Origin of the sequence: Trinickia violacea (genome assembly GCF_005280735.1) — a bacterium.
In the GTDB taxonomy this organism is placed as follows: Bacteria; Pseudomonadota; Gammaproteobacteria; order Burkholderiales; family Burkholderiaceae; genus Trinickia_A; species Trinickia_A violacea.
Window position 1 is genome coordinate 2,105,467 of the sequence record NZ_CP040078.1, and the last position, 14,743, is coordinate 2,120,209.

Genomic DNA, 14,743 nt, shown 5'->3' on the forward strand with positions numbered 1-14,743 from the left:
TCCTTTCATGCCGAGCATGCCGCGGAACACGACGAGCAGCGGCCAGCTCGTCGCGAGGCCGTGCAGCATGTTCAAGCCTTGGGTGCGTCGGTCGTGTAATTCGCCATCAACTCGAGCGCGCGAACGATCGCCGAGTGATCCCACGCCTTGCCGCCCTGCGCCGCGCACGCATTGAACAGCTGCTGCGTGCTGGCGGTATTGGGCAAGGCCATGCCGAGGCTGCGCGCGCAATCGAGCGCGAGATTGAGGTCCTTCTGATGCAGCTCGACGCGAAAGCCCGGATCGAAGGTGCGCTTGATCATGCGTTCGCCGTGCACTTCGAGCACGCGCGACGAGGCAAAGCCGCCCATCAGCGCTTCGCGCACCTTGGCCGGATCGGCGCCCGCCTTGGCGGCGAACAGCAGCGCCTCGCCGACCGCCTCGATGTTGAGCGCGACGATGATCTGATTGGCGACCTTGGCGGTCTGGCCGTCGCCGTTGCCGCCGACCAGCGTGATGTTCTTGCCCATCAGCTCGAACAGCGGCTTGGCGCGCTCGAAGGCGGCTTGCGGGCCGCCCACCATGATCGTGAGCGTCGCCGCCTTCGCGCCGACTTCGCCGCCCGACACCGGCGCGTCGAGATAGTCGCAGCCAAGGGCGTTGATCCGCTCGGCGAACACGCGTGTTTCGATCGGCGAGATCGAGCTCATGTCGATCACGAGCTTGCCGGGCGCGAGGCCGGCGGCGACGCCGTTTTCTCCGAAGAGGGCGTCGGCCACGTTGGGCGTGTCGGGCACCATAGTGATGATGATGTCGGCGGCAAGCGCGACCGCCTTCGCGCTCTCGCACGCGGTCGCGCCCGCCGCCACCAGCTCGGCGGGCACCGTGCGGCGCGTGTAGGCAAAGAGCTCGTGCCCGCCTTTTTGCAGGTTCAGTGCCATCGGGGTGCCCATGATCCCGAGCCCGATAAAGCCGATCTTGCTCATGCTAAGAATCCTTGTGACCGTCAGTCACTTTGAAGCGCCGCTCACGCGGCCGGTTGAAGATAGTTCGCGGCCCAGCCGAGACCGGCGGCGGTCGTCGACGCAGGCTTGTACTCGCAACCCACCCAGCCGTCGTAGCCGATTCGATCGAGGTGGGCAAACAGGAACGGATAGTTGATCTCACCGGTTCCCGGTTCGTTGCGGCCCGGGTTGTCGGCAAGCTGGATGTGCGCGATGCGGGCCAGGTGCTTGGAGAGAGTCGCGGCCAGCTCGCCCTCCATGCGCTGCATGTGATAGATGTCGTATTGCAGGTAGACGTTGTCGCTGCCGCTCGCGGCGATCAGATCGAGCGCCTGCCGCGTGCCGCAAACATAGAAGCCGGGGATGTCGTAGGTGTTGATCGGCTCGATCAGCAGGCGGATGCCGGCGGCGGCCAATGCGGAAGCGGCGAACTTGACGTTGGCCACGAAGGTGTCGCGAACCTTGTCCGCCGCGATACCGCTTGGCGCGATGCCCGCGAGCACGTTCAACTGCTTGCAGCCGAGCGCTCGAGCGTACTCGATCGCCGTTCCCACTCCGTCCTGGAACTCGCCCACCCGATCCGGCAGGCACGCAATGCCGCGCTCGCCGCCGGCCCAATCACCCGCCGGCAGGTTGTGAAGGACTTGCGCCAAGCCGTGCTGGTTTAGCAGATCGGCAAGCTGGGATGAGTCGTATGCGTAGGGAAAGAGGTACTCGACGCCTTTGAAGCCGGCACGGGCGGCCGCTGCGAAGCGGTCCGGAAAGTCGACCTCGCCGAACAGCATCGTGAGGTTCGCGCAGAATTTCGTCATGGAGGTGTCTCGCTGCAAACGTACGGCCAGCCGGGTAGGGCAGATGCGCTGCCGTCCCGCTCGCGATGTAAGGCATCATCACCTTTTCGTGAGTAAGTTGTCAAGCAAGTATGAGCTGGGTAGTGGCTTTCCCTTATGCGCACGGAGCCAGCCCACTCGCTTGACCGGGTCAATGTTGTATAGCAACAATAAAGCGGCCGGCGCGACGTGAGATCGCGCCGGCCGCTTTGTCTTGAGGACTCGTTGGGAGGAGACATAGATGGCAATGGAAGCAGCGGCGAGCGCGGGCCCGAGCCTGCGCGCCGAGCGCGTGGAAGCCGCGGGCGCGACGCCTGCCATGGTCGGCGAGAGCCCCGTGTGGCATGCGCGGCAGCAAGCGCTTTACTGGGCCGACATTCCGCGGCAAAAGATCATCCGCATGCAACCGGATTCGGGTGCGCGGACCGAATGGGTGTTGCCGGAACGCGTTGCGTGCTTTGCGTTCGGCGCCGCCGGCGGATTGATGGCGGGCCTGGAAACGGGGCTCTTTTCGGTGACGCTTCCGGAAGGCGGCGCAGGCGATGAACCGCAAGCGGCGCAGGTGAGAAAACTGGCCGCGCCCGAGTTCGCGCTCCCGAACATGCGCTTCAACGATGGGCGCTGCGACCGCCAGGGGCGCTTCTGGGCCGGCACGATGTTTCAGGACACCACGGCGGCGCGGCCCGTCGGCGCGCTGTTCCGGTTCGACACGTCGGGCACGCTCTCCGCGCCGGTCGTCGATGCGCTGATCGTGCAGAACGGGCTCGCGTGGTCGCCTGACGGCCGCACGATGTATCTATCGGACTCCCATACCTCCAAGCGCCTGATCTGGGGTTTCGATTACGACCGGGAAACGGGCGAGCCAAGCCGCCGCCGCGTGTTTGCCGATTTGCACGACTACGTGGGCCGCCCCGATGGCGCCGCGATCGACGCGCACGGCTGCTACTGGATCTGCGCCAACGACGCCGGCCGCGTGCTGCGCTTCACGCCGCAGGGCAAGCTCGACCGGCAGATCGAATTGCCGGCCATGAAGCCCGCGATGTGTGCCTTCGGCGGCCGCGATCTCGACACGCTGTTCATCACGTCGATCCGGCCGGATCAGGGCGCGACCGAGCACGACGGACACGTGTTCGCGGTTCGCCCCGGCGTGTCGGGGTGCGCGGAGACGGCGTACGGCGGGGTGCTTTGAAGCGGGGTGAAGCATGAGCCAAGTGGAGTGCAGGCTCGACGTTTCGCCTCGAATCGACCGGCTGAATCGATTTGCTCGGCAAGTCTATCAATGTTGTTTGACAACATTGCGAGGGCGATGCTACCTTTGAACCTGTCCGAAAACAATCTCCGGTACGAGACCTCATGAATGTGTCCCCAATCGTCGAGAGCGAATTCGCCTCGACCGTCATGGCGGTGCCGCCGCTTGCGCGCCGCGCCGATCTGTCGCTCGACGTCGCCGAGAACCAGAAGCTGATCCGCCACATCGAGCGCGGCGGCGTGCGCACGCTGCTCTACGGCGGCAACGCGAACTTCTACCACGTCGCGGTGAGCGAGTACCGCGAGTTGCTTGACATGCTGGCGGAGAGCGCCGGGCCGGACACCCGGGTGATTCCGGCGATCGGCCCCGACTTCGGCAAGATGCTCGACCAGGCGCGCATCCTCGCGCAAACGTCGTATCGCACGGCCATGGTGCTGCCGCTTGCGGGCTTCACGACTTCCGAAGGCGTCGAGGCGGGGCTCGAGCGGATCGCGGACACCGCGGGCATTCCGCTCACGCTTTACATCAAGAGCGAGAGCTATGTCGATATCGATACGCTCGCGCGCCTCGTCGACGGCGGCACGCTCGCCGCCGTGAAGTACGCGATCGTGCGTGAGAATCCGGCGGACGATCCTTATCTGCGCCGCCTGCTGCAAAGCGTGAACCCGGCGCGTGTCGTGTCGGGCATGGGCGAGCGCCCGGCGCTGATCCACGTGCGCGACTTCGGCCTGGCCGCGTGGACGACCGGTTCCGGCTGCATCGCTTCGCGCTCGGTCGCCGAGTTGCTGCGCGCGGCCCGCGAATCGCGCGCCGCCGATGCCCAGCGCCTCTACGATGCCTTCATGCCGCTCGAAACGCTGCGCGACACCATTTCGTTGATCCGTGTGCTGCACGACGCCGTGACGTTCTCGGGCATCGCCGACATGGGCGCGATGCTGCCGCTGCTCAGCGCGACGCCGAAGGAACATCACGCCGCGGTCCGCGCGGCGGCGCAAGCGTTGCTAGACTTCGAGCGGAGCGTCGTGGCGGAAAGTTGCGACGCCTGAGACTGACCAACGAAGGAGACGCGATGCAGATTGCAGGTGAAATGTTGTTAGGCGCCTCGGCAGTGCGGGGCGTGAACGGGACGCTGCGCGCATTCGATCCGGCGCGCAATCAGGAGATCGAGCCCGCGTTCGGCGCGGGCGGCGCAGCGGATGTCGCGCGTGCCTGCGAACTGGCGGCGCAAGCGTTCGACGCGTTTCGCGCGGCCCCGCTCGAAACGCGCGCGCGTCTGCTCGAATCGATTGCGGAAAATATTCTGGCTTTGGGCGATGCGCTGATCGAGCGCGCGCATCTCGAATCCGCCTTGCCGATGGCGCGCCTCGAAGGCGAGCGCGGCCGCACGGTCGGGCAGTTGAAGCTCTTCGCGTCGCTCGTGCGCGACGGCCGCTGGTGCGGCGCGGTGCTCGATTCGGCGTTGCCGGAGCGCAAGCCGCTGCCGCGCTCCGATCTGCGTGCGCAGAAGATCGGCCTCGGCCCCGTTGCCGTGTTCGGTGCGAGCAATTTTCCGCTCGCGTTTTCTGTCGCGGGCGGCGATACCGCCTCTGCGCTCGCGGCGGGTTGTCCGGTCGTCGTGAAGGCGCATCCGGCGCATTTGGGCACGTCGGAGCTGGTCGGCCGGGCGATCCAGAAGGCCGTCGCCGACAGCGGTTTGCCCGAGGGCGTGTTCTCGCTCTTGATCGGCGCGGGTAACGAAGTGGGCGAGGCGCTTGTCGCGCATCCGGCGATCAAGGCGGTCGGCTTCACGGGCTCGCGCCGCGGCGGCCTGGCCTTGACCGGCATCGCCGCACGCCGCAAGGAGCCGATTCCGGTCTACGCGGAGATGAGCAGCGTCAATCCGATGTTCCTGCTCCCGGCCGCGCTGGCCGCACGCGGCGAGACCATCGCTCAAGGATTCGTCGATTCGCTCACGCTCGGCGTCGGCCAGTTCTGCACCAATCCGGGCGTGTTGATCGCGCTCGAAAGCGCCGAGCTCGACCGCTTCGTCGACGCGACGGCACGCGGCCTCGCGCAGAAAAGCGCGCAGACGATGTTGACCGCGGGCATCGCAGCCGCTTACCGGGACGGGATCGATGTTCGGGCGCAGGCGGCCGACGTGACGCGCGTGGCCGACGGCGCGCCAAGCGATGCCCACTGCGCTGCACGGGCTGCGCTGTTTCGGACGACTGCTGCGCAATTCCTCGCGAACGAGCATTTGCAGGACGAGATTTTCGGGCCCGCGTCGCTGATCGTCGCGTGCCGCGACGCGGACGAGTTGTTGCGCGTCGCCGAGCACCTGGAAGGGCAGCTGACCGCCACGCTGCAGATCGATCGCGAGGACTACGCGCTCGCGCAGCGCCTCTTGCCGACGCTCGAACGCAAGGCGGGACGCATCCTCGCGAACGGTTTTCCGACCGGCGTCGAGGTGTCGTACGCGATGGTCCATGGCGGACCGTTCCCCGCGACGTCCGACGCGCGCACGACGTCGGTCGGGGCGATGGCGATCGAGCGCTTTCTGCGGCCCGTCTGCTATCAGGACTTGCCGGCGGAACTGTTGCCCGAAGCGCTGCGCGACGACAACCCGCTCGGCCTCTGGCGTCTGCGCGACGGGGCGCTCGAGCGCCGCTAAAGGCGTGAAGCGGTTGCCGGCAGGTTCGGCAATCGCGAACAAAAGCAGTAGTCTGGGTAGTTTGTAAAGTTGCTTGACATCATTGCGCGCGACTCGGTATGTTCGCTCATCCTTGAGCCGTGCGGGGTGGATCCTGCCAGGAAACCCATCCGGCGGATCGTTCCAATAAAGAGATGGTGCGGAGACACGATGTTTGATTCGGCTGTGTTGTCAGTCAAATTTTCTCATTCTCCTCACATCCCCTTGCTGTCGTCCCCGACCAGTTGCGGCGAGCGTCTCGCCGGCTGCGTTTTCTGGAGCCATTCGAAGTGAGCACGAAGAGAAAGACACCCGAGGAACTGCGCAGCCATCGCTGGTATGGCGTCAACGACCTGCGTTCGTTCGGCCATCGTTCGCGCACCGCGCAGATGGGCTACAGCCGCGAGGAGTTTGCGGGCAAGCCGGTGATCGCGATCCTCAATACGTGGAGCGAGATCAATCCGTGCCACACGCACTTCAAGCAGCGCGTGGAAGAGGTCAAGCGCGGCATCTGGCAGGCGGGCGGCTTCCCGATCGAGCTGCCGGTTCAGACGCTCTCCGAGCCGTTCCAGAAGCCGACCACGATGCTCTATCGCAACTTCCTCGCGATGGAAGTCGAGGAGACGCTGCGCTCGTATCCGGCCGATGGCGTCGTGCTGATGGGCGGCTGCGACAAGACCACCCCGGCGCTTCTGATGGGCGCGATCTCGATGGATCTGCCGGCGATCTTCCTGCCGGCCGGCCCGATGCTCAACGGCAATTGGAACGGCCGCACGCTCGGCTCCGGTTCCGACACCTGGAAGTACTGGGCCGATCTGCGCGCGGGCAACATCACCGAGGACGACTGGAAGGGCGTCGAAGGCGGCATCGCGCGCTCGCCGGGCCACTGCATGACGATGGGCACCGCCTCGACGATGACGAGTGCCGCCGAAGCGCTCGGCTTCACCTTGCCCGGTTTCGCCTCGATTCCGGCCGCCGATTCGCGTCATGCGCAGATGTCCGCGAAAACGGGCATGCGCATCGTCGAGATGGTGTGGGAAGACCTCAAGCCTTCGGACCTGATCACCGCGGGCTCCGTCGATAACGCCGTGACGACGTGCCTGGCCCTGTCGGGCTCGACCAACGCGATCGTGCACATGATCGCGCTCGCACGCCGCGCGGGCATCGACCTCACGCTCGGCCGCTACGACAACATCTCGCGCCGCACGCCGGTGCTCGCGAATATCCGTCCGACCGGCCAATACCTGATGGAAGACTTCTATTACGCGGGCGGCTTGCGCGCGATGTTGAAGGAGCTGGGCGATCTGATCGACGGCACGCAACGCACGGTGAACGGCAAGACGCTCGGCGAAAACATCGCGGATGCGGAAATCTTCAACGACGAAGTGATCTTCCGCCGCAGCGCGCCGCTGATGCCGGATACGGGGCTCGCCGTGCTGCGCGGCAATCTCGCGCCCGATGGCGCGGTGATCAAGCCGGGCGCAGCCGAGGCGCGGCTGCACGTGCACACCGGCCGCGCGGTGGTGTTCAAGGACTACAACGACATGTCGGCGCGCATCGACGACGAAGCGCTCGACATCGACGAAAACAGCGTGATCGTCCTGCAGCACGCGGGGCCGATCGGCGCGCCCGGCATGCCCGAGTGGGGGCAGTTGCCGATTCCGAAGAAGCTGCTGCAAAAGGGTGTGCGCGACATGCTGCGCATTTCCGACGCGCGCATGAGCGGCACGAGCTACGGCGCGTGCGTGCTGCACGTGGCGCCCGAATCGTTCATCGGCGGGCCGCTCGCGCTCGTCAAAGACGGCGATCTGATCGAGCTCGACGTGCCGGCCCGCAAGCTGAACGTGCTGATCTCCGACGAGGAGCTCGCGCGCCGCAAGGCCGCGTGGGTGGCCCCGGCGCCGCGTTTCACGCGCGGTTACGGCGCGATGCACCAGATCCACGTGATGCAGGCCGACAAGGGCTGCGACTTCGATTTCCTGCAGCGCGAAGGCGCGGGGCAATGCGGCGCCGGCGGCCAAGCCGCGGAGCCGGAAATTCACTGAGGCAGACGTGCGGCCGCCTGGGGGAGGTTCCTAAGGCAGCCGCGATAGCGCAGTAACCGGCTGGAGCAACGAGCGGCACCGAGATCATCAGGTCGCACACGGGGACCAGATGGTGCGGCGTTAATTTAGTACACCATATCGAATCGACAGAGCATCGATGGATAGGCGATAACGCGAGTGATTACTGGGCATCACTCGGCAGCCAGACATTTTCAAGCGGCAAGCAAAGCCGCCATAACGCGAACGAGGAAAGGAGATCTGATGAGAAAGGTTCAAGAGGCCAAGCTGGCTTTTGCCGGCATGGCGGCCATGCTCGCCACGGGGGGCGCGTTTGCGCAAAGCAGCGTGACGCTGTACGGCATCGTGGATACCGGCGTCGGCTATTTGAGCAGCCAGGCGCCGTCGACGGGCGCGACCACGGGCGGCAAATCGGTGGTCAAGATGCTGGAAGGCGTGTGGGGCGGCGAGCGCTTCGGCCTGAAAGGCAGCGAGGACCTGGGCGGCGGCACGAAGGCGATCTTCCAGCTCGAAGAAGGCTTCAACATCGACACCGGCGCACAGGCCAAGGCCGGCCTCGCGTTCAATCGTGCGTCGTGGGTCGGCCTGGCCAACAACACTTACGGTTCGTTCACGATGGGACGCCAGTACACGCCGTACTACGTGATGCTCTCGCCGTACAGCCCGACCACCTGGCTGACGGGCGCATTCGGCACTCACCCGGGCGATCTCGACGCGCTCGATACCGACTACCGCATCAACAACGCGCTCGTCTACACGTCGCCGTCGTTCGGCGGCCTGAAGTTCAGCGGCATGTACGCGCTGGGCGGCGTGGCCGGCAGCTTCAATGCGGGCTCGACGTGGAGCATCGGCGCGCAATACCTGGCCGGCCAGGCCGGGATCGGCGTCGGCTTTGCGCGCTTCAACAACGCGACCCATGGCGGCGGCGCTTGGAGCGCGAGCTCGACGGCCTACTCGGGCACGGGCGAGCAGGGCGTCTCGAGCATCACGAACGGCTATCAGAACGCAGCGGCGCAGCAGCGCTTCGCCGTGACGGGCGGTTACCGGTTCAACTCGCAGTGGGATGTCTCGGCGTCGTACTCGAACGTGCAGTACATCCCCGGCATCAGCTCGGGCTTCTCGACGACCGCGATCTTCAACACCGGCGGCATGGTGCTGCACTACCGGCCGGCGACGCCTTGGGATCTGGCCGCCGGCTACAGCTACACGCGCGCGACGCAGGCGAACGGCATTCAGGACGCGGCGAGCTACCAGCAAATCAACCTGACGCAGCTGTACAGCTTGTCGAAGCGCACGCGCATCTACCTGCTCGAAGCCTATCAGCGGGCGAACGGCCAGACGCTTGGCACGAACGGCAAACCTGTCAAGGCGACGGCGAGCATCGGCGAGCAATCGGCCGCCTCGAGCCGCAGCCAGTTCGCGGCGACGCTCGGTATCAACCACCAGTTTTAACGACGTAGAAGCCGTATTGGAGGAGACAAATGATGAAGCAGAAATACACCCTGTCCGCCATCGCATCGATGGTCGCGGCCTCGTTCCTCGCGCTCGGCGCGGGAACGGCACAGGCGCATGTGTTCCGCGTCGCCGACGTGCATAGCGATACGTTCCCGACCACGATGGCGCTGAAATACATGGGCGACGAAATCGCCAAGCAGACCAACGGCCAGGACACCGTGAAGGTCTTCGGCAACAGCGCGCTCGGTTCGGAAAACGACACGATCGATCAAGTGCGCATCGGTGCGATCGACATGGTCCGCGCCAACGCCGCCGCGTTCAACGGCATCGTGCCCGACTCGATGATTCCGTCGCTGCCGTTCCTGTTCCGCGACATCGACCACTTCCGCAAGGCCATGTACGGCCCCGCCGGCCAGAAGATCCTCGACGCCTTCCAGGCCAAGGGCATGATCGCGCTGACCTTCTACGAGAGCGGCGCGCGTTCGATCTACGCGAAGAAAGCGATTCATTCGCCGGCCGACATGAAGGGCCTCAAAGTGCGCGTGCAGCCGTCCGATCTGATGGTCGACGAAATCAAGGCGATGGGCGGCACGCCGACGCCGATGCCGTTCGCCGAGGTCTACACGGGGCTCAAGACCGGCTTGATCGATTCGGCGGAAAACAACGTGCCGTCGTATGTCGAGACCAAGCACTACGAAGTGGCGCCGGTGTACTCGGAAACCGAGCATTCGATGACGCCGGAAGTGGTGGTGTTCTCGAAGAAGATCTGGGACACCCTCACGCCGCAAGAGCAGGCGGCCATCCGCAAGGCCGCGGCCGACTCGGTGCCGTACTACGAGAAGCTGTGGACCGCGAAGGAGAACGAGGGCGTGCAGACCGTGACCAAGGCCGGCGTGAAGATCATCCCGGCGTCGCAGGTCGATCGCGCGGCGTTCGTGAAGGCGATGCAGCCGGTCTGGGCGAAGTACGAGAAGACGCCCGAGATGAAGCAGATCGTCGATCAGATCCAGGCGGTCCAGTAAGCGCGCCGGTCAACGTGTAAGGAGTCGAGTGATGAACTTCGTGAAGCAGCAGAACCAGATCGTGGCGCGCGTCGTGGCCGTGCTGGCGTCGATATGTCTTGCCGTGCTGTGCGTGCTCGTGATGGTCGGCGTGGTGATGCGCTACGTCTTCGACAACGCGCCCGATTACGTCGAGCCGGTCGGCTTGCTTCTCGTGCTCGTCGTCGCTTTCATGGGTGCGGCGCTCAAGGTTCGCGACGGCGGGCATATCGGCCTCGACTCGCTCGTGTCGAAGCTGCCGCCGAAAGGACAGGTCGTGCTGAAGGCGTTTCAGCAGCTCAGCATGATCGCGTTCGCGATCGCCATGTGCTACGGCTCGAAGCAGATGGCCATGACCACCTTCGACGATCAGATTCCGATCCTCGGCTTGCCCGAGGCCATCCGTTACCTGATTCCGTTCGTGGCCGGCATCTGCACCATTCTTTTCTGCATTGAACACCTGTTGGCGCTCATCGCGCGCAAGCGGACCTGATCCCTATGGAACTTGCGATTCTCACCCTCAGTTTTCTTGTCCTTCTCGTCCTCGGGGTTCCGGTTTCGTTCGCGCTCGGGTTGTCGTGCGTGCTGACCTACCTGCACGAAGGGCTGCCGCTCGCGACCGCCATGCAGTCGATGGTGTCGGGCATCAACGCATTTTCGTTTCTGGCGGTACCATTCTTCATCTTTTCGGGCGAGCTGATGCTGCACGGCGGGATCGCCGACCGCATCCTGCGTTTCGCGCAGGCGACCGTCGGTCATTTCCGCGGCGGGCTTGGCATGGCGAACGTCGTCGCTTGCACGCTGTTCGGCGGCGTCTCCGGCTCGCCGACCGCCGATACGTCGGCGATGGGCGGCGTGGTCATTCCGCTCATGAAACGCGAAGGGTATAGCGCGGCCTATGCGGTCAACGTCACGACGCACGCGTCGCTGGCGGGCGCGCTGATGCCGACCTCCACCAACATGATCATCTACGCGCTCGCCGCGCAGGGCATCACGGGGATCGTGGCGGGGCAGTCGGTGAGCGGCGTGTCGATCGGCGACCTGCTGTTCTCCGGGCTCGTTCCGGTGCTGTGGGTGATGGGCTTCGTGCTGCTCGCGGCCTACTGGCAAGCGGTGCGATACCGCTTCCCGCGCCGTCCCGACGGTTCGTCCGAGCTGCCGAACTTTCCGGGCTGGTTCACGGTGGGCAAGACGTTCGTGGGCGCGCTGCCGGGGCTGATGGTCATCCTCATCATCTTGACTTGCGTCGCGAAGGGGATCGCGACCGCGACTGAGGCGGCGGCCATCGCGGTGGCGTATTCGCTCGTGTTGACGTTCGTCGTGTATCGCACGATGACGGCGAAGAAGCTCGGCGTTGCGCTGGCCCGCGCCACGCGCACGACCGGCGTGGTGCTGCTCTTGATCGGCGTGTCGAACATGCTGCGTTTCCAGATGGCCTACCTGGAAATTCCCGATGCGATCGAACATCTGCTCGAACACGCGACCACCGTCCCTTGGCTGATGCTGCTCTACATCAACGTCATCCAGGTGTTCCTTGGCACGTTCGTCGACATGGCGGCGCACATCCTGATCACGACGCCGCTGTTCCTGCCGATGGCGATGCACAACGGCGTGGGCCCGGTGCAATTCGGCATCATGATCCTGCTGAACTGCTCGCTGGGGCTGGTCCATCCGCCGATCGGATCGGTGCAGTTCATCGGCTGCGCGATCGGCGAGGTGTCGATCGGGGAGACCACGAAAATCGCCTGGCCGTATTACCTCGCTATTTTTAGCGCGATCAATATCGTCACTTACTTCCCGTCGTTTTCGACGTGGCTGCCGAGCCTGATCAACGGCCATCCGGTCTTTTAATCGGGTGTCGGCGTGGGCGTCGATCCCGGCTCTTCAACGGGGAGCGCGCCGGAAGCCTGAGCGGCAGCGCTGGCCGTCTCGGACGGAGACGGAAGAATCGGCGGCAGCGCGGCGGGCTCAGGCGAAGCCGCGACGACTGAAGCCGCGACACCCGAAGCCGCAACACCCGAAGCCGGAACCGAGGCAGGCGCGGCGGTTTCGGCTACGACGGGCGCCGGATTCGTCCGCGGAGGCGAGCGCCGGACGGGCGGCGCTACCGGCTTCGGCTTCGAGCCGAACAAGGTGTCGATCCAGGCACGCAGCTTGTCGCGGAACTGCTCGAATGCGCTCGGCTGTGGCTCGGTCATGAACTTCGCGCGCGGGTCGACGATCCGTGCGCGCAGCGCCCGCTGGAAGAAATCGCCGACGATCGGCAACGCGCTGTGCGCGCCTTGCCCCCAGTAGTCGCTGCCGAGCGTCACGCGGCCGTCGTCGAAGCCGACCCAGGCGCCGGCGACCAGTTGCGGGTCCATCAGGATGAACCACCCGTCCGCATTGTCTTGCGTCGTGCCGGTCTTGCCCGCGACGTCCGCTCGGATGCCGAACCGCGTGCGGATGGCCGAGCCGGTGCCGCGATCGACGACGCCTCGCATGACGTCGATGAGCGTTTGCGTCGCGGCAACCGGCAGCGCCCGTTCCGGCGATGGAGGCTCGAACTCGGCCAGCACGTTGCCGTTGTGATCCTCGATACGGGTGACCATGCGCGGCTCGAGATAGGCGCCGTCGTTCGCGATGGTGGCGTACCCCGAGACCATTTCCTTGAGCGTGACCGGGCTCGTGCCCAGCGCAAGCGACGGCACCGGGTTGAGCTCGCTGTCGCGCACCCCCATGGCGCGCGCGACGCGGACGACCTTGGACGGCCCGACGCTTTCCATCAATTGCGCCGTGATGCGGTTGCGCGAGAACGCGAGCGCATCGCGCAGCGTCATCGGGCGGCCGCTTGGCGGCACGTCGTCGTTCGGACGCCAGATTTCGCCTCCCGTCAGCGTGATCGCCACCGGTTGATCGATGAAGGTGTCGTCCGGTTTGGCGCCGGCCGCGAAGGCGGCGCCGTAGACGAACGGCTTGAAGGTCGACCCGGGTTGCCGGCGCGCCTGCTGCACGTGATCGTAGGGCTCGTCGCCGAAGTCGCGGCTGCCGACCCACGCCTTGATTTGTCCGTTGCGCGGATCGATCGCGATGAAGCCTGCTTGCACGTCGTTCTTGTCCTTGCACAGCTTGCGCATGAAGCCGCTGTCGGCGCTCAAGTGCTTCAGGGCGTCTTCGTCGCTTTGTCCCGCGTCTTTGGCCGCGCGATATTCGGGCGATTCGCGCATGAACGTCTTGAACAGATCGTTGCCCGGCGCACAGCCGGTACGGGCATTCCACGCGCCGTTGGCGATCGATTGCAGCTGGTTGCCTTGCCAGCTGACGGCCTGCGTCGCCATCGCCTGCAGGCGCGAGTCGATCGTGGTGCGGACCACGAGACCGTCGGAGTAGATGTTGTAGTCGTTGCGGTCGGCCCACGCGATCAGCCACTTGCGCAGTTGCTGCGCGAAGTGCGGCGCAGGGCCCGGCGGCTCGATCTGCCGTTCGAAATCGAGGCGCAGCGGCTTCTTCTGCAGCGAGGCATACGCGGCGGGCGTGAGCTTGCCGTACTTGACCATTTGCGCGAGCACGGTATTGCGCCGCTGCAACGCGCGCTCGGGGTTCAGCACCGGGTTGTAATAGCTGTTGCCCTTGAGCATGCCGGTGAGGGTTGCGCTCTCGAGGATGTCGAGCTGGTCGGCCGATTTGCCGAAATAGGTGCGCGCGGCCATCTCGACGCCATACGCGTTGTAGAGAAACGGCACCGTGTTCAGGTACGTTTCGAGAATCTGCTGCTTGCTGTACACCGCTTCGATCTTGAACGCGGTGATCGCTTCCTTGAGCTTGCGGGTCAGGGTAGGGGCGCGGCCGATCTCGTCGGGATAGAGATTGCGGGCCAGTTGCTGCGTGATGGTCGAGCCGCCCTGGCGGTCGCCCGAGAACGTGTGCAGCGCCGCCGACGCCGTGCGGCGAAAGTCGATGCCGTGGTGCTCGTAGAAGCGGTGATCCTCGGTCGAGATCAGCGCATCCACCATATGCGGCGAGATGTCCGCGAGCGTCACCCAGTCGCGGTTGCTCGGCTTGAATTCGCCGAGTAGCTTGCCGTCGGCCGACATGATTTGCGCGGGCTCATCGACGCGCGCCTTGCGGATGTCCCCGATGCTCGGCGTGAACGGAATCAAGAGCAGCACGTAAAGGACGAAGGCTGCGGGCACGGCGGCGATGGCGAGCATCACGCCGCGTCGCGTGGGGTGGCGCAGGTGGAACAGCGCGGCGGCCAGCGCACGCAACAGCCACGCGCAGCCGGAGGCGGCGAGCGGCTTCAGCCGTGCCGATCCGCTCGCGATAGCGGTTGCGATAATGGGCTTGATGCGGGCGAGCCACGTCGACAAATGGCTACGGACAAGTGAAACGAATCGGCGGCTCACGCGGGCACGGGGTCGGCTGGGAAAGCGTGCATCGTACCAAAACGCGGGGCGTGAGCCGCCGGTGATTCAG

The 14,743-nt window shown here is 65.4% G+C and carries 11 protein-coding genes; 8 read left to right on the plus strand and 3 right to left on the minus strand.

What is annotated here, in order from left to right:
• Positions 1 to 71 precede the first annotated feature (71 nt).
• Positions 72 to 965 carry a 2-hydroxy-3-oxopropionate reductase gene (glxR, locus tag FAZ95_RS31575; protein ID WP_137336350.1) on the minus strand — a complete coding sequence of 298 codons (894 nt, stop codon included), beginning with the start codon at positions 963 to 965 and terminating at the stop codon, positions 72 to 74.
• Positions 966 to 1,006: 41 nt separating this feature from the next.
• Complete coding sequence (gene hyi / locus FAZ95_RS31580) at positions 1,007 to 1,795, minus strand: hydroxypyruvate isomerase (RefSeq protein WP_137336351.1); 789 nt, start codon at positions 1,793 to 1,795, stop codon at positions 1,007 to 1,009.
• Positions 1,796 to 2,054: 259 nt separating this feature from the next.
• Between hyi and FAZ95_RS31585 the strand changes: the two genes are divergently transcribed.
• The 8 genes from FAZ95_RS31585 to FAZ95_RS31620 all read left to right on the plus strand — a co-directional run bounded on the left by FAZ95_RS31585 (position 2,055) and on the right by FAZ95_RS31620 (position 12,139).
• Positions 2,055 to 3,002 (plus strand): SMP-30/gluconolactonase/LRE family protein, encoded by a 948-nt coding sequence (locus FAZ95_RS31585; RefSeq protein ID WP_254700014.1) that lies wholly within the window; start codon positions 2,055 to 2,057, stop codon positions 3,000 to 3,002.
• 164 nt (positions 3,003 to 3,166) lie between these two features.
• Positions 3,167 to 4,108 (plus strand): dihydrodipicolinate synthase family protein, encoded by a 942-nt coding sequence (locus tag FAZ95_RS31590; RefSeq protein ID WP_137336352.1) that lies wholly within the window; start codon positions 3,167 to 3,169, stop codon positions 4,106 to 4,108.
• Positions 4,109 to 4,131: 23 nt separating this feature from the next.
• Positions 4,132 to 5,712 (plus strand): aldehyde dehydrogenase (NADP(+)), encoded by a 1,581-nt coding sequence (locus tag FAZ95_RS31595; protein ID WP_137336353.1) that lies wholly within the window; start codon positions 4,132 to 4,134, stop codon positions 5,710 to 5,712.
• 308 nt (positions 5,713 to 6,020) lie between these two features.
• A complete protein-coding gene (gene araD, locus FAZ95_RS31600) occupies positions 6,021 to 7,775 on the plus strand; it encodes an L-arabinonate dehydratase (protein ID WP_137336354.1) in 1,755 nt (584 codons plus the stop codon).
• A 261-nt stretch (positions 7,776 to 8,036) separates the two neighbouring features.
• Entirely contained in the window at positions 8,037 to 9,245 is a 1,209-nt protein-coding gene (locus tag FAZ95_RS31605; RefSeq protein ID WP_137336355.1) for a porin, read from the plus strand.
• 32 nt (positions 9,246 to 9,277) lie between these two features.
• Positions 9,278 to 10,270, plus strand: a complete 993-nt coding sequence (locus FAZ95_RS31610; RefSeq protein WP_137337696.1) for a TRAP transporter substrate-binding protein — start codon at positions 9,278 to 9,280, stop codon at positions 10,268 to 10,270.
• A 31-nt stretch (positions 10,271 to 10,301) separates the two neighbouring features.
• Positions 10,302 to 10,781: a TRAP transporter small permease gene (locus tag FAZ95_RS31615; protein WP_137336356.1), complete on the plus strand. Its 480-nt coding sequence runs from the start codon at positions 10,302 to 10,304 to the stop codon at positions 10,779 to 10,781.
• A gap of 5 nt (positions 10,782 to 10,786) precedes the next feature.
• The gene (locus tag FAZ95_RS31620) at positions 10,787 to 12,139 is read left to right on the plus strand and encodes a TRAP transporter large permease (protein WP_137336357.1); all 1,353 of its coding nucleotides are present in this window, start codon (positions 10,787 to 10,789) and stop codon (positions 12,137 to 12,139) included.
• Here FAZ95_RS31620 and FAZ95_RS31625 read toward each other — a convergent pair.
• Entirely contained in the window at positions 12,136 to 14,673 is a 2,538-nt protein-coding gene (locus FAZ95_RS31625; protein WP_437437753.1) for a penicillin-binding protein 1A, read from the minus strand. The genes FAZ95_RS31620 and FAZ95_RS31625 overlap by 4 nt on opposite strands.
• Positions 14,674 to 14,743: the final 70 nt, after the last annotated feature.

Coding starts and splice junctions, on each gene's coding strand:
- glxR (WP_137336350.1), bottom strand. CDS start 965: ATGAGCAAGATCGGCTTTATCGGGCTCGGGATCATGGGCACCCCGATG.
- hyi (WP_137336351.1), bottom strand. CDS start 1,795: ATGACGAAATTCTGCGCGAACCTCACGATGCTGTTCGGCGAGGTCGAC.
- FAZ95_RS31585 (WP_254700014.1), top strand. CDS start 2,055: ATGGCAATGGAAGCAGCGGCGAGCGCGGGCCCGAGCCTGCGCGCCGAG.
- FAZ95_RS31590 (WP_137336352.1), top strand. CDS start 3,167: ATGAATGTGTCCCCAATCGTCGAGAGCGAATTCGCCTCGACCGTCATG.
- FAZ95_RS31595 (WP_137336353.1), top strand. CDS start 4,132: ATGCAGATTGCAGGTGAAATGTTGTTAGGCGCCTCGGCAGTGCGGGGC.
- FAZ95_RS31605 (WP_137336355.1), top strand. CDS start 8,037: ATGAGAAAGGTTCAAGAGGCCAAGCTGGCTTTTGCCGGCATGGCGGCC.
- FAZ95_RS31610 (WP_137337696.1), top strand. CDS start 9,278: ATGAAGCAGAAATACACCCTGTCCGCCATCGCATCGATGGTCGCGGCC.
- FAZ95_RS31615 (WP_137336356.1), top strand. CDS start 10,302: ATGAACTTCGTGAAGCAGCAGAACCAGATCGTGGCGCGCGTCGTGGCC.
- FAZ95_RS31620 (WP_137336357.1), top strand. CDS start 10,787: ATGGAACTTGCGATTCTCACCCTCAGTTTTCTTGTCCTTCTCGTCCTC.